This is a genomic window from Streptomyces sp. CB02366, assembly GCF_001905905.1.
Classification (GTDB): domain Bacteria; phylum Actinomycetota; class Actinomycetes; order Streptomycetales; family Streptomycetaceae; genus Streptomyces.
Genome location: NZ_LIVT01000004.1, coordinates 117,700 through 136,455 on the forward strand (window position 1 = coordinate 117,700; position 18,756 = coordinate 136,455).

The window sequence follows — 18,756 nt, forward strand, 5'->3', positions numbered from 1 at the left end:
TCAGCGCCCCCGCAGTGTGCGGTAGGCGTCGACCAGGGCGGCGGTGGAGCTGTCGAGCTGTCCCGCGTCCGCGCCCCCGTCACCGGTCAGCAGCGGTTCGATCCTCTTGGCGAGGACCTTGCCGAGTTCGACGCCCCACTGGTCGAAGGAGTCGATGTTCCAGATCGCGCCCTGGACGAACACCTTGTGCTCGTACAGCGCGATGAGCTGGCCGAGGACCGAGGGGGTCAGCTTGTCGGCGAGGATCGTCGTCGTGGGGTGGTCGCCCCGGAACGTCTTGTGCGGGACCAGCTCCTCGGGCACGCCTTCCGCACGGACCTCATCGGGCGTCTTGCCGAAGGCGAGGGCCTGGGTCTGCGCGAAGAAGTTGGCCATGAGCAGGTCGTGCTGGGCGATCAGGCCGGGCAGCAGGTCGTGGACGGGTGCGGCGAAGCCGATGAAGTCCGCCGGGACCAGCTTGGTGCCCTGGTGGATCAACTGGTAGTACGCGTGCTGCCCGTTGGTGCCGGGGGTGCCCCAGACGACCGGGCCGGTCTGCCACTCCACCGGGTCGCCCTCGCGGTCGACGGACTTGCCGTTGGACTCCATGTCGAGCTGCTGGAGGTAGGCGGTGAACTTGGACAGGTAGTGGCTGTACGGCAGCACCGCGTGCGACTGGGCGTCGAAGAAGTTGCCGTACCAGACGCCGAGGAGGCCCATCAGGAGCGGGGCGTTCTCCTCGGCGGGGGCGGTGCGGAAGTGCTCGTCGACGAGGTGGAAGCCGTCGAGCATCTCGCGGAAGCGCGCCGGGCCGATGGCGACCATCAGCGAGAGGCCGATCGCGGAGTCGTAGCTGTAGCGTCCGCCGACCCAGTCCCAGAACTCGAACATGTTGGCCGTGTCGATGCCGAACTCCTCGACCTTCTCGGCGTTGGTCGACAGGGCCACGAAGTGGCGGGCGACGGCGTCCTGACCGGCCCTCAGCTCGGTCAGCAGCCAGTCCCGGGCGGAGGTGGCGTTGGTGATGGTCTCGATCGTCGTGAACGTCTTCGAGGCGATGACGAACAGCGTCTCGGCCGGGTCGAGGTCGCGGACGGCCTCGTGGAGGTCGGCGCCGTCGACGTTGGAGACGAAGCGGAGGGTGAGGTTGCGGTCGGTGAAGGAGCGCAGCACCTCGTACGCCATGGCGGGGCCGAGGTCGGAGCCGCCGATGCCGATGTTGACGATGTTCTTGACCGGCTTGCCGGTGTGGCCGGTCCACTGCCCGGAGCGGACCTTGTCGGCGAAGGCGGCCATCTTGTCCAGGACGGCGTGCACGGCCGGGACGACGTTCTCGCCGTCGACCTCGACGACGGCGTCGCGCGGGGCGCGGAGCGCGGTGTGCAGGACCGCCCGGTCCTCGGTGGTGTTGATCTTCTCGCCGCGGAACATGGCGTCCCGCAGCTCCGCGACCCCGGTGGCGGCGGCGAGGTCGCGCAGCAGGCGCAGCGTCTCGTCGGTGACCAGGTGCTTGGAGTAGTCGAGGTGGAGGTCGCCGACCCGCAGGGAGTAGGCGGTGCCCCGGTCCGGCTGCCGCGCGAACAGCTCGCGCAGCTGGGGCGCGCCGAGCTCCTCACGGTGCTTGGCGAGAGCCGTCCACTCGGGCGTCTGGTTGAGCTTGGTTCGGCTTGCTGCGTTCATCCCGGATATCAGCCCGTTTCTTCTCGTTGCTCGGCATCCCCGCCGCCCTTCCAACCTAATTGATCGGGGCGGCGGGCGGCGGAGGCGGCGGGCCGGTGGCGCGGGAAGACGACACGGCCGGACACCCGTGGGGTGTCCGGCCGGTGAGAAGCTGGTGATCCGTGGGACGGGGACGCTGGGGCGTGTTGCGAAAGGAGCGTCGTCCGCCCGGAGGGCGGGCCCGGCGGCGTCCGGTGCGTGCGACCGCAAGGCGGAGGGCCATCCCGATACTGGTGGTATCGGGATGGCCCCGACAACGCGGCGAGCGTGCGTGCCGGGCGTCGCCGAGCAGGCCGGACTCTCGAAACCCGCCCTAGATCTCGCCGCGGAGCTTGGCGAGGGCCTCGGCGAGGATCGCCTCGCCGTCCTCGTCGCTGCGCCGCTCCCGTACGTACGCCAGGTGCGTCTTGTACGGCTCGGTGCGGGGCGGGTCGGGCGGGCTGTCCTTGTCCTGTCCGGCCGGGAAGCCGCAGCGAGGGCAGTCCCAGGTGTCCGGCACCTGCGCGTCATGGGCGAAGCTCGGCTGCGTCTCGTGCCCGTTCGAGCACCAGAAGGAGATGCGGAGACGCGGCGCGGACTCGCCCCGCTCGGCCTCCCCCATCGGCCCCGCTCCGACCCGGCTTCCCCGGATCGCGTTGCCACTTGCCACGGTCGTAACTCCCTGCGTGATGGTGCTCGAGCGATGCCCCAGTCTACGTAAGGCCCAACGCGCGTCCAGTGAAAGGAGTTACACGCTCACCGGATGCGCCGGCGTCGCCTCAGCCGTCCAGCTTGATGAGCAGGCCGAGGACCACGATGCACGCGAACCAGATCAGGCCGACCACGACGGTGATCCGGTCGAGGTTGCGCTCGGCGACCGAGGAGCCGCCCACGGAGGACTGCATTCCGCCGCCGAACATGTCGGAGAGGCCGCCGCCCTTGCCCTTGTGCATGAGCACCAGCAGCATCAGCAGCAGGCTGAAGACGATCAGAGCGATCTGGAACGCCAAAACCACGGCTGGTCCCTACTTTCCGGAATTCTTGACTACTGGGTGTACGTACACCGGGGGCCGAAGGGCATGGGCCCCTTCGGCCCCCGCAAGGGTACGACGGATCCGCGCTACCGCATACTCACTGGTCGCGGAAGCGGACGATCTTGACGAACTCGTCGGCGTCCAGCGCCGCGCCGCCGACCAGGGCCCCGTCCACGTCGGGCTGCGCCATGATGGCCGCGACGTTGCCGGACTTCACCGAGCCGCCGTACTGGATGCGGACGGCGTCGGCCAGCTCCTGCGAGTACAGCTCGGCCAGCCGGCGGCGGATCGCGCCGCAGACCTCCTGGGCGTCCTCGGGGGTGGCGACCTCGCCGGTCCCGATGGCCCAGACCGGTTCGTAGGCGATGACGATCGTCTCGGCGTGCTCGGCCGGGACGTCCTTCAGTCCGCCGTCGAGCTGCGCGAGGGTGTACGCGACCTGGTTCCCGGCCTTGCGGACGTCCAGGCCCTCGCCGACGCAGAGGATCGGGGTCAGACCGTGCTGGTAGGCGGCCTTCACCTTGGCGTTGCAGATCTCGTCGGTCTCGCCGTGGTACTGGCGGCGCTCGCTGTGGCCGACGGCCACATAGGCGCAGCGCAGCTTGGCGAGCATGGAGCCGGAGATCTCACCGGTGTAGGCGCCGGACTCGTGCGCGGAGACGTCCTGGGCGCCGTACTTGATCCTCAGCTTGTCGCCGTCGACCAGGGTCTGTACGGAGCGCAGGTCGGTGAAGGGCGGGAGGACGGCGACCTCGACGTCCTCGTAGTCCTTCTCGGTCAGCGCGAAGGCGAGCTTCTGGACGTGGGCGATGGCCTCGAGGTGGTTGAGGTTCATCTTCCAGTTGCCCGCCATCAGCGGGGTGCGGGTGGTCATGAAAGGTCAGTCCTCCAGTGCGGCGAGCCCGGGAAGCGTCTTGCCCTCGAGGTATTCGAGGCTCGCGCCGCCACCGGTCGAAATGTGTCCGAAAGCATTCTCGTCGAAGCCCAGGATGCGGACGGCCGCGGCGGAGTCGCCGCCGCCGACGACGCTGAAGCCCGGGGAGTCGACGAGCGCCTGGGCGACCGCGCGGGTGCCCTCGGCGAAGTCGGGGTGCTCGAAGACGCCCATCGGGCCGTTCCAGAAGACGGTGGCCGCGTCGGCGAGCTTCGATGCGTAGAGCTTGTTGGTCTCGGGTCCGTTGTCCAGCCCCATCTGGCCGGCCGGCATGGCGTCGGCGGCGACGGTGGTGGGATGGGCCGGGGCCTTGGTCTTGAGGTCGGGGAAGGAGGGGGCGACCACGACGTCGACGGGGAGGACGAACTCCACGCCCTTCTCCTCGGCGCGCCGCAGGTACTCCTGGACGGCCGGGATCTGGTCCTCCTGGAGCAGCGAGCTGCCGACCTCGTGCCCCTGGGCCTTGAGGAAGGTGTACGCCATGCCGCCGCCGATGAGGATGCGGTCGGCCCGCTCCAGCAGATGGTCGATCACGCCGAGCTTGTCGGAGACCTTGGCGCCGCCGAGCACGACGGCGTAGGGGCGCTCGACGTCGGTGGTGAGCTTCTTGAGGACGCCGACCTCGGTGGCGATCAGGTAGCCCGCGTAGTGCGGGAGCCGGGCCGGGAGGTCGTAGACCGAGGCGTGCTTGCGGTGCACCGCGCCGAAGCCGTCGCCCACGTAGACGTCGGCCAGCTCGGCCAGCCGGTCGGCGAAGGCGCCGCGCTCGGCGTCGTCCTTGGACGTCTCGCCGGGGTTGAAGCGGAGGTTCTCGACGACCGCGACCTGGCCGTCCGCGAGTCCGGCGACCGTGGCGCGGGCGGACTCGCCGACCGTGTCGGTGGCGAAGGCGACGTCGGCGCCGAGGAGTTCGCCCAGCCGGGTGGCGGCGGGCGCCAGCGAGAAGGCCGGGTCCGGGGCGCCCTTGGGGCGACCGAGGTGGGAGGCGACGACGACGCGCGCGCCGGCCTCGGCGAGCTTGGCGACCGTCGGGACGACGGCGCGGATACGGCCGTCGTCGGTGATCCTGGTGCCGTCCAACGGCACATTGAGGTCGGCGCGGACGAATACCCGCTTGCCCGCGACCCCTTCGGCGAGAAGTTCGTCGATCGTCTTCATCTGGTCTTCCGTTACTCCTTGCAAGGACGGATGAACATGCTAAGAGGCTCGACCGGCGCGTCGTTGCGCCGGTCGAGCCCCTTACTCACATCGTGGTGCCGCCGACCCCGAGGATCAGAGCTGCTCGCCGACGAAGACCGTGAGGTCGACGAGGCGGTTGGAGTAGCCCCACTCGTTGTCGTACCAGCCGAGGATCTTCACCGACGTCCCCTCCTGGACCATGGTCATGGCGGAGTCGAAGGTGCAGGACGACGGGTCTCCGACGATGTCCGAGGAGACGATCGGGTCCTCGGTGTACGTCAGGAAGCCCTTGAGCGCGCCGTCGTCGGCGGCCTTCTTGAACGCGGCGTTGACCTCGTCCACGGTGACCTCGCGCGACAGGGTCACGACGAGGTCGGTGGCGGAGCCGGTCGGGACCGGGACGCGCATCGCCATGCCGTCGAGCTTGCCCTTGAGCTGCGGGAGCACCAGGGCGGTGGCCTTCGCGGCGCCGGTGGTGGTCGGAATGATGTTCTCGGCCGCGGCGCGGGCGCGACGCAGGTCCTTGTGCGGGAAGTCCAGGATCCGCTGGTCGTTGGTGTACGCGTGGACCGTCGTCATCAGGCCCTTGACGATCCCGAAGTTCTCGTCGAGGACCTTGGCCATCGGCGCCACGCAGTTGGTGGTGCAGGAGGCGTTGGAGATGACGTTGTGCCGGGCCGCGTCGTACTGGTCCTGGTTGACGCCCATGACGATGGTGATGTCCTCGTCCTTGGCCGGAGCCGAGATGAGGACCTTCTTGGCGCCGCCCGCGATGTGCTTCTCGGCGTCGGCCTTCTTGGTGAAGATGCCGGTCGACTCGATGACGATGTCGACGCCCAGCTCACCCCAGGGGATGTCGGCCGGGTTGCGCTCGGAGAGCACCTTGATGGTGTGACCATCGACGGTGATGGTGTCGGCGGTGTGGCTGACCTCTGCCTTGAGACGACCCAGGATGGTGTCGTACTTCAGCAGGTGGGCCGTGGTCGCAGTGTCACCCAGGTCGTTGACAGCCACGATCTCGATGTCCGCACCCTGCTCGAGCAGCGCGCGGAAGTAGTTGCGACCGATGCGGCCGAAGCCGTTGATGCCTACGCGGATCGTCACGAACCGATCTCCTCGTTAGGTACGCCGGTTTTCGACGCCGGCGAGTTGTATAGGGATGTCCCCGACCGCTTCCGACCCTACCTCTCCGGGGGCCGGGAGGTGACATCGAGAGGGCCGCCCCGCGCCACCGGATACGGCCGGAGGCCCGTACTCGCCGGTAGGAGCACGCGCCTCCGTTTCACCGGGCGGGGCCGCGGCCGCGCCGGGCCCGGGGCCTCGGTCACGGCCGGCCGGGGCCGGCGTCCCCCGCCCGGCCCGGAGCCGGCGGGCGACCGCCGGGCGGCTGTTCGCTCAGCCGACCAGCCCGTCGGCCATCTCCTCGCTGAGGGTCGACTCGGTCCCCGGGATGCCGAGGTCCTGGGCCCGCTTGTCGGCCATCGCCAGCAGCCGGCGGATCCGGCCGGCCACGGCGTCCTTGGTCAGCGGCGGGTCGGCGAGCGCGCCCAGCTCCTCCAGAGACGCCTGCTTGTGCTCCATGCGCAGCCGCCCCGCGGCGGCGAGGTGCTCGGGCACCTCCTCGCCCAGGATCTCCAGGGCGCGGCCCACCCGGGCCCCGGCGGCGACCGCCGCGCGGGCCGAGCGGCGGAGGTTGGCGTCGTCGAAGTTGGCGAGCCGGTTGGCCGTGGCGCGGACCTCGCGCCGCATCCGCCGCTCCTCCCAGGCGAGCACCGCGTCGTGTGCGCCCAGCCGGGTCAGCAGGGCGCCGATCGCGTCGCCGTCGCGGACCACGACGCGGTCCACGCCGCGCACCTCGCGCGCCTTGGCGGCGATGGAGAGCCGGCGGGCCGCCCCGACCAGGGCGAGGGCCGCCTCGGGCCCCGGGCAGGTGACCTCCAGGGAGGAGGAACGGCCGGGCTCGGTGAGCGAGCCGTGGGCGAGGAACGCGCCGCGCCAGGCCGCCTCGGCGTCGCAGGTGGCCCCCGAGACCACCTGCGGGGGCAGGCCCCGGATCGGGCGGCCGCGGCCGTCGACCAGACCGGTCTGGCGGGCCAGCTGGTCGCCGCCCGCCACCACCCGTACGACGTAGCGCGAGCCGCGCCGCAGGCCGCCGGGGGCCATCACGATCAGCTCCGAGCTGTGCCCGAAGATCTCCAGGATGTCGCGCTTGAGGCGGCGGGCGGCGTTGCCGGTGTCCAGCTCCGCCTCGATCACAATCCGGCCGCTCACCAGGTGCAGCCCGCCCGCGAATCGAAGAATCGCCGAGACCTCCGCCTTCCTGCAGCAGGTCCGGGTGACGGGAAGATGAGAGATTTCGTTCTTCACCGCTGGCGTCATCGCCATGGGCCGATCCTTCCATGCATCCGAAAAATACGGTCGTACGCGGCGGCCAACAGCTCCTGATCATGGACCGGAACGCCGTCGGGCGATGCCACCGGCGCCAGCTCGACCGCGGCCCCGAGCCGCTGGGCGGCGTCCGCCAGGGAGTCACGATCGGGCACGGCGGCCTCGTCGGCCAGCACCACGTCCAAGGCGAGTTTAGGGGCGTGTCGCCCCAAAACCTCCACATGACGCTGCGGTGAGAAGCCTTCTGTTTCACCGGGCTGGGGGGCGAGGTTCAGCGAGAGGACCTTGCGGGCCTTGGTGGTCACCAGGGCGTCGAGCAGTTCGGGCACGAGGAGGTGCGGGATCACGGAGGAGAACCAGGACCCGGGGCCGAGCACCACCCAGTCGGCGTCCAGGACCGCTTCCACCGCCTCCGGGACGGCCGGCGGGTCGGGCGGGACCACGTGCACGGACTGCACCTCGCCGGGGGTGAGCGCCACGGTCGCCTGGCCCCGCACGGTGACGATCGCGTCGGGCAGCTCCGGGTCGTGGCCCTTGACCAGCGCCTGGAGCTCCAGCGGGACGGCCGACATCGGCAGCACCCGGCCGTGCGCGCCGAGCAGCCTGCCCACCAGGTCGAGCGCCTGGACGGGATCCCCGAGCTGCTCCCACAGGGCGACGATCAGCAGGTTGCCGACGGCGTGCCCGTGCAGTTCGCCCTGGGACTCGAAGCGGTGCTGGACCACCCGGGACCAGGTGCGGCCCCAGTCGTCGTCGCCGCACAGCGCGGCCAGCGCCTTGCGCAGGTCGCCGGGGGGCAGCACCCCCAGCTCCTCGCGCAGCCGGCCGCTGGAGCCGCCGTCGTCGGCGACGGTGACCACGGCCGTGAGATCGCCGGTGATCCGGCGCAGCGCCGTCAGGGACGCCGAGAGGCCCATGCCGCCGCCGAGCGCGACGACCTTGGGCTGGGCACCGCGTTTGCGGCCGGAGAGCGCCGAGCCGGCGCGGCTCAGGCGCCGCATCCGCAGGTTGCGTCCGGTCACTCTCGCCCCATGTCACGGTGGACGAGGACGGTCTCGATGCCTTCGGCGGCGAGCCGGGCGGAGAGCTTCTCCGACATGGCGACGGAGCGGTGCTTGCCGCCGGTGCAGCCGACCGCGATGGTCACGTAGCGCTTGCCCTCGCGGCGGTAGCCCGCGGCGATCAGCTGGAGCAGCTCCGTGTACTGGTTGAGGAACTCCTTGGCGCCCGGCTGGTCGAAGACGTAGTCGGACACCTCCGCGTTGACCCCGGTGAAGGGGCGCAGCTCGGGAACCCAGTGCGGGTTGGGCAGGAAGCGGCAGTCGACGACGAGGTCGGCGTCGACGGGCAGCCCGTACTTGTAGCCGAAGGACATCACCGTGGCTCGCAGCTCCGGCTCCGACTCGCCCGCGAACTGGGCGTCCATCTTGGCCCGCAGCTCGTGCACGTTGAGGCTGGAGGTGTCGATGACCAGGTCGGCGTCGCCGCGCAGCTCGCGCAGGAGGTCGCGTTCGGCCGCGATGCCGTCGACGATGCGCCCGTCGCCCTGGAGGGGGTGGGGGCGGCGGACGGACTCGAAGCGGCGGACCAGGGCGTCGTCGGAGGACTCCAGGAAGACGATCCGCCGGGTGACGTGCTTGGCCTCCAGGTCCGCGAGCGATTCGCGGAGGTTGTCGAAGAAACGGCGGCCGCGCACGTCGACGACGACGGCGATCCGGGCCACGTTGCCCTGCGAGCGGGCGCCGAGCTCCACCATGGTGGGGATCAGGGCGGGCGGCAGGTTGTCGACGACGAACCAGCCGAGGTCCTCCAGGCATTTGGCGGCGGTGCTGCGACCGGCGCCCGACATCCCGGAGATGATCACCAGCTCGGGGATGGCCGCCTCACCGGTCTCGTTCGGGATGCTCGTACTCACGTCTGCTGCTCCGTCTGCTCGTTCTGCGGCGTTCTGTGCGGTCGTGCGGCTGTTCTCGGTCATGAGCTGCCCCCGTCGTCCTCTTCGATGATCTCTCCTGTGGCCGTGTTCACGGCAGGCCCCGCGGGAGCGGTCGCGGCGAGGGCGGCGGCCACCGATTCCGCCGTCCTGCGCCCTACGCCGGGGACCTCGCAGATCTCGTCGATTGTCGCCTGCCGGAGCTTCTTCACCGAGCCGAAATGCTTGATCAGCGCCTGCTTCCGGGTCTCGCCGAGGCCGGCCACGTCGTCGAGGGGGCTGGAGCGGATGCGCTTGGCACGTTTGGCGCGCTGGTAGGTGATGGCGAAGCGGTGGGCCTCGTCCCGGATGCGCTGGAGGAGGTAGAGGCCCTCGCTGGAGCGGGGCAGGACGACGGGGTCGTCGTCGTGGGGGAGCCAGACCTCTTCGAGCCGCTTGGCGAGGCCGCAGACGGCGATGTCGTCGATGCCCAGTTCGTCCAGGGCGCGCTGGGCGGCGGCGACCTGGGGCTGCCCGCCGTCGACGACGACGAGCTGCGGCGGGTAGGCGAACCGCTTGGGCCGGCCGTCGTCTTCCCGGGGCTCGGTCGCGTCGTCCGGGGCGGCGGCGACGGCCGGGGCGGGGACGGGGCCGGTCGGGGCGGGTCCGGCGGCGGCGGGCCCGGCGGTGGCGGCGGGCCCGGCGGTGGCCGCCGGGTCGGATCCGGCCGGGGGCCGCTCCTCCCACTCCCCCGTGCGCTCCTTCTCCTGCAGGTAGCGCTTGAAGCGGCGGCCGATCACCTCGTGCATCGAACGGACGTCGTCCTGGCCCTCGAAGCCCTTGATCTGGAAGCGGCGGTACTCGCTCTTGCGGGCGAGCCCGTCCTCGAAGACCACCATGGAGGCCACCACGTCGTCGCCCTGGAGGTGGGAGACGTCGTAGCACTCGATGCGCAGCGGGGCGGCGTCCAGGCCCAGCGCCTCGGCGATCTCCTCCAGGGCGCGGGAGCGGGTGGTCAGGTCGGAGGCGCGCTTGGTCTTGTGCAGTCCGAGCGCCTGCTGGGCGTTGCGCTGGACGGTGGCCATCAGGTCCTTCTTGTCGCCGCGCTGCGGGATGCGCAGGCTGACCTGGGAGCCCCGGCGCTCGGCGAGCCACTGGGAGACCGCTTCGGGGTCCTCGGGCAGGGCGGGGACCAGGACCTCCTTGGGGACGGCGTCGCCGCGCTCCTCCCCGTACAACTGCTGGAGGGCGTGTTCGACGAGGCCGGAGGTGTCGACCGCCTCGACCTTGTCGGTGACCCAGCCGCGCTGGCCGCGCACCCGGCCGCCGCGCACGTGGAAGATCTGGAGGGCGGCCTCCAGCTCGTCCTCGGCGACGGCGATCAGGTCGGCGTCGGTGGCGTCGGCGAGGACGACGGCGCTCTTCTCCATGGCCCGCTTGAGGGCCCCGACGTCGTCGCGGAGGCGGGCGGCCCGCTCGTACTCCATCTCCTCGGCCGCCCGCGTCATGTCCTTCTCCAGGCGGCGGATGTAGGCGCCGGTGCGGCCTGCCATGAAGTCGCAGAAGTCCTCGGCCAGCTCGCGGTGCTCCTCGGGGGTGACCCGGCCGACGCAGGGGGCCGAGCACTTGCCGATATAACCCAGCAGGCAGGGGCGGCCGGTGCGCTCGGCGTTCTTGAAGACCCCGGCGGAGCAGGTGCGGACTGGGAAGACCCGCAGCATCAGGTCGACCGTCTCGCGGATCGCCCAGGCGTGGCCGTAGGGGCCGAAGTAGCGCACGCCCTTCTTCTTCGCGCCGCGCATGACCTGGACGCGGGGGAACTCCTCGCCGAGCGTGACCGCGAGGTACGGATAGCTCTTGTCGTCCCGGTACTTGACGTTGAACCGGGGGTCGAACTCCTTGATCCAGGAGTACTCCAGCTGGAGCGCCTCGACCTCGGTGGAGACGACCGTCCACTCGACGGAGGCGGCGGTGGTCACCATGGTCCGCGTACGCGGATGGAGGTTGGCCAGGTCCTGGAAGTAGTTGGCCACGCGCTGGCGCAGGTTCTTGGCCTTCCCGACGTAGATCACCCGGCGGTGCTCGTCGCGGAATTTGTAGACCCCCGGGGAGTCGGGGATCTGTCCCGGCTTGGGGCGGTAGCTGGAGGGGTCTGCCATGTCTCACACCCTACTTGCGGGCGGTGACAGCGCCTCGTCCTCGGGGTCCTCGGGATCCTCGGGGCCCTGGAGGTCCTGGGGGTCCTCGGGTGGTGCCGCGCTCCGGGGGGCCGGGGGAGGGGATGTGCGCACCCCGGAGCGCGGTCCTGCGGACCGGTGGACCGTCGCTCAGGCGCCCGTCGCCGGGGACCGCCCGGTACGGCGGCGGAGCGCGGCGGCCCCGGTCAGTGCCAGGGCGAGCAGCGCCCCGGCGACGGCGATGGCCGAGACGGCGGTCAGCGCCGTCTCGGGGCCCTGGGCCGCGGCGGCGGGCGCGGGGCCCGCGGCGGAGGCCGCGTCCGGGACCGGGCCCCGGGCGGGGGCAGGGCCGGGAACGGGGGCCTGTCCGGTGGCCGCTTCGGGTCCGTAGCCGCCCGCCTTGCCGGAGCGGGCGTAGCCGGAGCCGGGCAGCTTGTCGCCGTACGCCTTCCCGACCCGGTCCCGGTAGGCGTCGAGCGTGGCGCCCTTCACCCCCACGGCGGTTCTCGCGTCCTCGTCCAGCGGGAGGACCCGGGAGCCGTCGTGGACGTACCAGGCGTCGATCTGCGGTTCGCGGAAGACGGTGCCGCCGGGCAGCGCACGGGCTCCCTGGGCGACGTAGCGGGCCTCGTCGTCGCCGGTGGCGATGTTCACCACCTGCCAGTCGTCGCCGCTCGCGCCGGGGACGGTCCACAGCGACGCCTTCCGGCCGTCCGGGGAGACGGCCGTGCTGGCGAGGTGGTCCAGGGTGCTCGGGGCGGCCCCGGGCCTCCCGGCCACGAAGGCGGCGGAGAGCGTACGGACGGGGACGGCCTTCCCCTCGATCCGGGGCGCGCCCGCCTTCGCGCTCGCGGTGCCCTCGCGGGCGAAGAACCGGGAGAGGGTGTGGAGGATCGCGGGCGTGGTGGCCGCGTCGTGGGCGGCTTCGAGGGTGGTGGCGGTCAGCTTCACCGGGGCGGGCCGGCCGTCGTCGGCGAGGGCGGGGGCCGTGGCGGTGAACAGGGCCGCCCCGGTCAGCGCGACGGCGGCGACGCGGCGCGTGGCGCCGGTGCGGCAGGTGGCGGGGTTCATGTCCTCACGCCCCGATCCGGTAGAGCGAGTGGGTCCAGGAGAACTCGTTGTTGTTCACGTACCAGGCGTGCGAGGCCCAGTTGTAGCGGTTGCTGGAGGGCCACGGGTCGCCCCAGTAGACCCAGCTGCCGGCGTCGTCGTACCCGTGGACGACGTGCATGTGGCCGCCGCCGGACGACCACTGGATACGGGTCTCGATCGGCCGCCGGGCGGAGATCTCGGTCTGTACGGTCGGGTAGCGCAGCCAGCCGGTGACGTAGCTGCCGGGCCTGACCCCGGCCCAGGACAGACCGGTCTGGACGTTGCCGAGGGTGGCCTGCGCGTTGGGGCACTGGGTGTTCTGGCTCCGGTTGAAGGCGGCGTTGCAGAACTGGTTCTGGCTGTAGGCGCGGCCGAACCAGGCGGCGATGGTGTTGCCTCCGGCCGCCCAGCACCAGTTGCTCTGCTGCTGTGCCTGCATGGTGATGTCGAGCCGCTGGGCGGCGGCGACGGCGGAGCCGGCCGGGGCCTGGGCCGCGGTGGCGGTGCCCGCGGGGACGGCGAGCAGGACGGCGGCCAGGAGGGTGGTGAACGAGGACCTTCCGGGCCTGACTCTTCGGGTGCGCATGGCGTTCCTCCCAATGCGGGGGTGGGGATCGGAGGAGCGCGTCCGGACGCTGACGATGAGCATCCGGCGTTGTCCGGAGCAGGTCAACACGCTTCAATGCGAGGTGACATCACGGTGTGAACGGCGCGGCGTCCGTGTGAACGGTCCGGTCCCGGTCACCTGCTCCCCCGCGTCCCCGGCGGGCGGTGTCGCCACTCCCCACGTGAACGTTCACCGGAGGCCCGCCATGCGGCAGACCGAGACCGAACTGGCGCAAGTGCTGCGGACCGGCCCGTTCCATCTGGCGTTGCGCACGGCCCTGTCGGTGCGCGGGCTTCCGCTCCAGCGGGTGCAGCACCATCTGGCGCACCGGGGTGTCAAGCTCGGGGTGACCAGTCTCAGCTACTGGCAGCAGGGCGCGCGGCGCCCCCGGCGGGCCGAGTCGCTGCGGGCCGTGCGGGCGCTGGAGGAAGTGCTGTCGCTGCCGGCCGACTCGCTGCTGCGGCTGCTGCGCGACGGCGGCGTCCCGGCGGAGGGGGACCGCCCGGCAGGGCGTTCGTACCGGTCGCTGGTGGAGGCGTCCGGGTCGGTGGAGCGGCTCCTCGCGGCCATGGAGTCGCCGGTGGACGGCGGTCTGCACACGGTGGGGCACCAGGAACGGGTACGGATCGGGGCCCGCCGGGAGCTGGCCGGCCGCACCTCCCGGCACGTGGTGCGCGCGCACCGCGACGGCGTGGACCGCTATCTCGCCGTGCACCGGGGCGACCCGGGGTGCGATCCGTCTCGGGTCGTGGTGCGGGCCCTGGAGAACTGCCGGACGGGGCGGGTCCGCTGGGACCGGGAGGCGGGGGTGCTGGTGGCGGAGCTGTTGTTCGACACCCGGCTGCGGTCGGGCGAGACGTACCTCTTCGGCTACGGCTTCGAGGACGGCACGGGCGGCGCCGGCGACGAGTACGTGCGCGGCTTCGCCTTCGGGGGCGGCCAGTACGTGCTCCAGGTCGGCTTCGACGAGGCGGCGCTCCCGGTGCGGTGCCGCCGCTTCGCCCAGGCGTCGGCGGGGTCGGCGCGCGGCTCACGCGAGGACCTCACCCTGACCGGCCGGCACCGGACCGTGCACCTGGTGGAGGAGGGCGTACGGCCGGGTCTGATCGGGATCGACTGGGACTGGGAGTGAGGGGCCGGGGCGCGGCCCCTCACCGGTCGGGCCCGCTCGGACGCCGCCGGGCGTGGGTTCTCGGGGGCCGGGGCGCGATGGACCCTGTTCAGGCGCCGGGGCCCGCGACGAGCTTTCCGCCCTCGGCGGTGACCGGCACGGCGGGCAGCGGCACGGTGGCCGGGCCCTTCACCGGCTCGCCGGTGGTCACGTCGAAGCGGCTGCCGTGGCAGGGGCAGTGGCCCTCGGTGCCCTCGACCTTGTCCAGGACACAGCCGCCATGGGTGCACTGGGCGCTGAACGCCTTGTACTCGCCCTTCGCCGGGCAGACGACGACGAGGCGCTGCTCGCGGTAGAGCCTGGCCCCGCCGACGGGCACCTCGGAGGCCGCCCCGAGGTCCACGGGGGCGGTGGGGGTGGGGTTCCGGGCGTGGCCGAGCTTGGAATCGGTGGAGCAGGCGGCCGCTCCCAGCCCGGCGGCGCCGGCGAGCGCGGCGCCCTTCAGCACGGTACGGCGGGCGGCGGGCAGACCGGGCACGGGGACTCCACGGGTCGTTGTTCGGAGTGGATCGCGAGAGATCGCGATCGGGGCGGGGCGGGCCGCCGGACGGCGGGAGCGATGGGGGGCGAACCCGCGGCCCGGTGACGGAAACGACGATACCGGCGGGGGCCGGCGGCCCCGTGACCGGGCCGCCCCGCCCGCCCCGCCGGCATGTGCGATCCGGGGGGACGGGCGGGGCGGCACCGCGCTCAGGACGTGCGGGCGCGGGTGGTCTTCTTCGCGGCGGCCGTCTTGCCGGTCGCCGCCCTGGACGTCGCGGCCTTGGACGCCGCCGCCTTCTTCGCGGCCGTCTTCTTCGCCGGGGCGGCCTTGCGGGCGGCGGCCTTGCGGGGCGCCGCGCGGCCCGAGGGCACCGCGGCCTCCGCGACGCGGTCCGGGTCCAGGATGGACTGGAGGAACTTCCCGGTGTGGCTGGCGGGCACGGAGGCGACCTCCTCGGGCGTCCCCTCCGCGACCACCAGGCCGCCGCCGCTGCCGCCCTCGGGCCCCATGTCGACGACCCAGTCGGCGGTCTTGACGACGTCGAGGTTGTGCTCGATGACGATCACCGTGTTGCCCTTGTCCACCAGGCCGGAGAGCACGGTGATCAGCTTGCTGATGTCCTCGAAGTGCAGACCGGTGGTCGGCTCGTCCAGGACGTAGACCGTGCGGCCCGTGGAGCGCTTCTGGAGCTCGCTCGCCAGCTTGACGCGCTGCGCCTCGCCGCCGGAGAGGGTCGGCGCGGACTGGCCCAGCCGGACGTAGCCGAGGCCGACGTCGTTGAGGGTGCGCAGGTGGCGGGCGATCGCCGGGACGGCCTCGAAGAACTCCAGGCCCTCCTCGATCGGCATGTCCAGCACCTCGGCGATGGACTTGCCCTTGTAGTGGACCTCCAGGGTCTCCCGGTTGTAGCGCGCTCCGTGGCAGACCTCGCACGGGACGTACACGTCGGGCAGGAAGTTCATCTCGATCTTGATCGTGCCGTCGCCGGAGCAGTTCTCACAGCGGCCGCCCTTGACGTTGAAGGAGAAGCGGCCCGGCAGATAGCCGCGCACCTTCGCCTCCATCGTCTCCGCGAACAGCTTGCGGACGTGGTCGAAGACTCCCGTGTACGTCGCCGGGTTGGACCGGGGGGTCCGGCCGATCGGGGACTGGTCGACGTGCACCACCTTGTCGACCAGGTCGTCGCCGTCGACCCGGGTGTGGCGGCCGGGGACCGACTTGGCGCCGTTCAGCTCGCGGGCCAGGTGGGTGTAGAGGATGTCGTTGACCAGGGTCGACTTCCCGGACCCGGAGACGCCGGTGACGGCGGTGAGGACGCCGAGCGGGAAGGAGACGTCGATGTCCCGGAGGTTGTTCTCCCGGGCGCCGTGCACCGTGAGGCTGCGGGCCGGGTCGACCGGGCGGCGGACGTCCGGCAGCGGGATCGACCGCTTGCCGGACAGGTACTGGCCGGTGATCGACTGCTTGTTGGCCAGCAGCTCCTTGAGCGAGCCCGAGTGGACGACCTTGCCGCCGTGCTCGCCCGCGCCGGGGCCGATGTCGACGACCCAGTCGGCGACCTTGATGGTGTCCTCGTCGTGCTCGACGACGATGAGCGTGTTGCCCATGTCGCGGAGGCGGACCAGGGTCTCGATGAGCCGGTGGTTGTCGCGCTGGTGCAGGCCGATGGACGGCTCGTCCAGGACGTACAGCACGCCGACCAGGCCGGAGCCGATCTGGGTGGCCAGCCGGATGCGCTGGGCCTCGCCGCCGGACAGGGTGCCGGCCGCGCGGTTGAGCGAGAGGTAGTCCAGGCCGACGTCGACGAGGAACTTCAGCCGCTCGTTGACCTCCTTGAGCACCCGCTCGGCGATCTTCTTGTCACGGGCGTTCAGGGTGAGGCGGCCGAGGAACTCAGCGCACTCGCTGATCGACATCGCGGCGACCTCGGCGATGGACTTCTCCATCACCGTCACCGCGAGCACGATCGGCTTGAGGCGGGTGCCCTCGCAGGTGGGGCAGGGCACCTCGCGCATGTAGCCCTCGAAGCGCTCCCGGCTGGAGTCGCTCTCGGCCTCGGTGTGCCGCCGCTTGACGAACTGCACCGCGCCCTCGAAGGCGGGGGTGGTGTAAGCGCGCTCGCGCCCGTACCGGTTGCGGTAGCGGACCTCGGTCTGGATCTTGTGGCCGTGCAGCAGGGCCTTCTTGGCGCGCTGCGGCAGCCCGGCCCAGGGGATGTCCGTACGGAAGCCGAGCGCTTCGGAGAGGGCGCCGATCAGCCGGCCGAAGTACTCCTTGGTGTGGCCGTGGGACCAGGGGTGGATCGCCCCCTCGTCGAGGGACTTCTCCTCGTCCGGGACGATCAGCTCCGGGTCGACCTCCATGCGGGTGCCGATGCCGGTGCAGTCCGGGCAGGCGCCGAAGGGCGAGTTGAAGGAGAAGGAGCGCGGCTCCAGCTCCTCGAAGGAGAGGTCGTCGTACGGGCAGTAGAGGTGCTCGGAGTACATCCGCTCGCGCTCGGGGTCGTCCTCGGGGAGGTCGACGAAGTCGAGCACGACCATGCCGCCGGAGAGGCCGAGCGCGGTCTCGACCGAGTCGGTCAGCCGGCGCTTGGCGCTGTCCTTGACGGTGAGGCGGTCGACGACCACCTCGATGGTGTGCTTCTCCTGCTTCTTCAGCGTGGGCGGCTCGGCGAGCTGGATGGTGGCGCCGTCGACCCGGGCCCGGCTGTAGCCCTTGGTCTGGAGGTCGGCGAAGAGGTCGACGAACTCGCCCTTGCGCTCGCGCACCAGCGGCGAGAGGACCTGGAAGCGGCTGCCCTCGGGCAGGCCGAGGACCTTGTCGACGATGGCCTGCGGCGACTGCCGCGAGATCGGGCGGTGGCACTGGGGGCAGTGCGGCTTGCCGATCCGGGCGAAGAGGAGCCGGAGGTAGTCGTAGACCTCGGTGATCGTGCCGACCGTCGAGCGCGGGTTGCGCGAGGTCGACTTCTGGTCGATGGAGACGGCCGGGGACAGGCCTTCGATGAAGTCCACGTCCGGCTTGTCCATCTGCCCGAGGAACTGCCGGGCGTACGAGGAGAGCGACTCGACGTAGCGGCGCTGCCCCTCGGCGAAGATCGTGTCGAACGCGAGGGAGGACTTGCCCGACCCGGAGAGCCCGGTGAAGACGATGAGGGAGTCGCGGGGCAGGTCGAGCGAGACGTTCTTCAGGTTGTGCTCGCGCGCGCCACGGACGATGAGACGGTCGGCCACGCCGGTCCGCACCTTTCTAGAGAGAAGCGGGGGAACTGAGCCCCTCTCCCAGGGTATGGGGGGCGCCACAGCGGTGTCAGAGGCTTTCGACCCCGAGCGTATAGCACGCACATTCGATTTACGGCGACCCTCGGACTCCTTCACCCGAACGGGTGGCGGAGCTAGGCTCAGCCGCATGACGGATCATGCGCATGACCTGGGAGCTGTACGCGGGGCGACCGAACGGCTGCTCGACGCAGCCGCCGAACTGGACAACGCCTCGATCGCCGAGGCGTCACGGTTGCCCGGATGGAGTCGGGGCCATGTCCTGACCCACCTCTCCCGTAACGCCGACGCGCTCGGAAATGTTCTCCGGGGCCTCCCGATGTACGCGAGCAGCGAAACCCGCGACGCCGACATCGCCGCCGGCGCCTCCCGCCCGGCGGCCGAGCAGCTGAAGGACCTGCGGGAGAGCGCGGAGGGCTTCCTCGCCGTCGCGGCCGAGCCCGCCGACTGGACCCGGACCGTCACCCTGCGCAACGGGGTCACGGACTCCGCGGCCCGGGTGCCCTTCCGGCGCTGGATCGAGGTGGAGCTGCACCACGTCGACCTCGGCGTCGGCTACGAGCTGGAGGACCTGCCCGCCGAGTTCGTGGAGCGGGAGATCGCCTTCCTGGCCGACCGGTTCCTCGGCCACGAGGACGTGCCCGCCACCGCCCTCACCGACCGGGACGGCCGCACCTGGAGCACGGGCGGCGGCCCCCCGAGCGCCCTGGTGACCGTCCAGGGGCCCGCCGCGGAGCTGCTGGGCTGGCTCAGCGGGCGCCGTGACGGCTCCGCCCTGACCGCCGCCGGGGGCCCGCTGCCCTCGCTGCCCCCGCTATAGGCT

At 71.7% G+C, this 18,756-nt stretch carries 16 protein-coding genes; 2 read left to right on the forward strand and 14 right to left on the reverse strand.

Features of this window, described 5'->3' with window-relative positions; genetic code table 11:
• From pgi to AMK24_RS14950, 12 genes are all read right to left on the reverse strand, one after another.
• The gene (gene pgi, locus AMK24_RS14895; protein WP_073769156.1) at positions 1-1,659 is read right to left on the reverse strand and encodes a glucose-6-phosphate isomerase; all 1,659 of its coding nucleotides are present in this window, start codon (positions 1,657-1,659) and stop codon (positions 1-3) included.
• Between the two features lie 352 nt (positions 1,660-2,011).
• On the reverse strand, positions 2,012-2,347 hold the full coding sequence (locus tag AMK24_RS14900; RefSeq protein WP_073217477.1) for an RNA polymerase-binding protein RbpA: 336 nt from the start codon (positions 2,345-2,347) through the stop codon (positions 2,012-2,014).
• Positions 2,348-2,456: 109 nt separating this feature from the next.
• The gene (gene secG / locus AMK24_RS14905) at positions 2,457-2,693 is read right to left on the reverse strand and encodes a preprotein translocase subunit SecG (RefSeq protein WP_030118084.1); all 237 of its coding nucleotides are present in this window, start codon (positions 2,691-2,693) and stop codon (positions 2,457-2,459) included.
• A gap of 115 nt (positions 2,694-2,808) precedes the next feature.
• The gene (gene tpiA / locus AMK24_RS14910; protein ID WP_073769158.1) at positions 2,809-3,585 is read right to left on the reverse strand and encodes a triose-phosphate isomerase; all 777 of its coding nucleotides are present in this window, start codon (positions 3,583-3,585) and stop codon (positions 2,809-2,811) included.
• A 6-nt stretch (positions 3,586-3,591) separates the two neighbouring features.
• Entirely contained in the window at positions 3,592-4,803 is a 1,212-nt protein-coding gene (locus tag AMK24_RS14915; RefSeq protein ID WP_073769160.1) for a phosphoglycerate kinase, read from the reverse strand.
• Between the two features lie 114 nt (positions 4,804-4,917).
• Entirely contained in the window at positions 4,918-5,928 is a 1,011-nt protein-coding gene (gene gap / locus AMK24_RS14920; protein ID WP_073769162.1) for a type I glyceraldehyde-3-phosphate dehydrogenase, read from the reverse strand.
• A 291-nt stretch (positions 5,929-6,219) separates the two neighbouring features.
• Positions 6,220-7,209: a DNA-binding protein WhiA gene (gene whiA, locus AMK24_RS14925; protein ID WP_073769164.1), complete on the reverse strand. Its 990-nt coding sequence runs from the start codon at positions 7,207-7,209 to the stop codon at positions 6,220-6,222.
• The gene (locus AMK24_RS14930; protein WP_073769166.1) at positions 7,200-8,234 is read right to left on the reverse strand and encodes a gluconeogenesis factor YvcK family protein; all 1,035 of its coding nucleotides are present in this window, start codon (positions 8,232-8,234) and stop codon (positions 7,200-7,202) included. Before AMK24_RS14930 ends, whiA begins: the two co-directional genes overlap by 10 nt.
• On the reverse strand, positions 8,231-9,190 hold the full coding sequence (rapZ, locus tag AMK24_RS14935) for an RNase adapter RapZ (protein ID WP_073769168.1): 960 nt from the start codon (positions 9,188-9,190) through the stop codon (positions 8,231-8,233). Before rapZ ends, AMK24_RS14930 begins: the two co-directional genes overlap by 4 nt.
• The gene (gene uvrC / locus AMK24_RS14940; RefSeq protein WP_073769170.1) at positions 9,187-11,283 is read right to left on the reverse strand and encodes an excinuclease ABC subunit UvrC; all 2,097 of its coding nucleotides are present in this window, start codon (positions 11,281-11,283) and stop codon (positions 9,187-9,189) included. The genes rapZ and uvrC overlap by 4 nt, the downstream gene beginning before the upstream one ends.
• 168 nt (positions 11,284-11,451) lie before the next feature.
• A complete protein-coding gene (locus AMK24_RS14945) occupies positions 11,452-12,372 on the reverse strand; it encodes a hypothetical protein (RefSeq protein ID WP_073769172.1) in 921 nt (306 codons plus the stop codon).
• A gap of 4 nt (positions 12,373-12,376) precedes the next feature.
• Positions 12,377-12,979, reverse strand: coding sequence for a papain-like cysteine protease family protein (locus tag AMK24_RS14950; RefSeq protein ID WP_073769174.1), 603 nt, complete (start codon positions 12,977-12,979; stop codon positions 12,377-12,379).
• 226 nt (positions 12,980-13,205) lie between these two features.
• On the opposite strand from AMK24_RS14950, the gene AMK24_RS14955 reads away from it, so the two are divergent.
• Positions 13,206-14,132: a hypothetical protein gene (locus AMK24_RS14955; RefSeq protein WP_073769176.1), complete on the forward strand. Its 927-nt coding sequence runs from the start codon at positions 13,206-13,208 to the stop codon at positions 14,130-14,132.
• 88 nt (positions 14,133-14,220) lie between these two features.
• Here AMK24_RS14955 and AMK24_RS14960 read toward each other — a convergent pair whose 3' ends face one another.
• Together AMK24_RS14960 and uvrA are read right to left on the reverse strand one after the other, a co-directional pair.
• Positions 14,221-14,649 (reverse strand): Rieske (2Fe-2S) protein, encoded by a 429-nt coding sequence (locus tag AMK24_RS14960; protein WP_073769178.1) that lies wholly within the window; start codon positions 14,647-14,649, stop codon positions 14,221-14,223.
• A gap of 212 nt (positions 14,650-14,861) precedes the next feature.
• Complete coding sequence (gene uvrA / locus AMK24_RS14965) at positions 14,862-17,888, reverse strand: excinuclease ABC subunit UvrA (protein WP_073769180.1); 3,027 nt, start codon at positions 17,886-17,888, stop codon at positions 14,862-14,864.
• Positions 17,889-18,063: 175 nt separating this feature from the next.
• On the opposite strand from uvrA, the gene AMK24_RS14970 reads away from it, so the two are divergent.
• The gene (locus AMK24_RS14970; protein ID WP_073769182.1) at positions 18,064-18,753 is read left to right on the forward strand and encodes a maleylpyruvate isomerase family mycothiol-dependent enzyme; all 690 of its coding nucleotides are present in this window, start codon (positions 18,064-18,066) and stop codon (positions 18,751-18,753) included.
• Positions 18,754-18,756 lie beyond the last annotated feature (3 nt).

Excerpts from the sequence above, each read along its gene's own strand:
- pgi (WP_073769156.1), bottom strand. The coding sequence starts at position 1,659 with ATGAACGCAGCAAGCCGAACCAAGCTCAACCAGACGCCCGAGTGGACG.
- tpiA (WP_073769158.1), bottom strand. The coding sequence starts at position 3,585 with ATGACCACCCGCACCCCGCTGATGGCGGGCAACTGGAAGATGAACCTC.
- AMK24_RS14915 (WP_073769160.1), bottom strand. The coding sequence starts at position 4,803 with ATGAAGACGATCGACGAACTTCTCGCCGAAGGGGTCGCGGGCAAGCGG.
- whiA (WP_073769164.1), bottom strand. The coding sequence starts at position 7,209 with ATGGCGATGACGCCAGCGGTGAAGAACGAAATCTCTCATCTTCCCGTC.
- rapZ (WP_073769168.1), bottom strand. The coding sequence starts at position 9,190 with ATGACCGAGAACAGCCGCACGACCGCACAGAACGCCGCAGAACGAGCA.
- uvrC (WP_073769170.1), bottom strand. The coding sequence starts at position 11,283 with ATGGCAGACCCCTCCAGCTACCGCCCCAAGCCGGGACAGATCCCCGAC.
- AMK24_RS14945 (WP_073769172.1), bottom strand. The coding sequence starts at position 12,372 with ATGAACCCCGCCACCTGCCGCACCGGCGCCACGCGCCGCGTCGCCGCC.
- AMK24_RS14950 (WP_073769174.1), bottom strand. The coding sequence starts at position 12,979 with ATGCGCACCCGAAGAGTCAGGCCCGGAAGGTCCTCGTTCACCACCCTC.
- AMK24_RS14955 (WP_073769176.1), top strand. The coding sequence starts at position 13,206 with ATGCGGCAGACCGAGACCGAACTGGCGCAAGTGCTGCGGACCGGCCCG.
- AMK24_RS14970 (WP_073769182.1), top strand. The coding sequence starts at position 18,064 with ATGACGGATCATGCGCATGACCTGGGAGCTGTACGCGGGGCGACCGAA.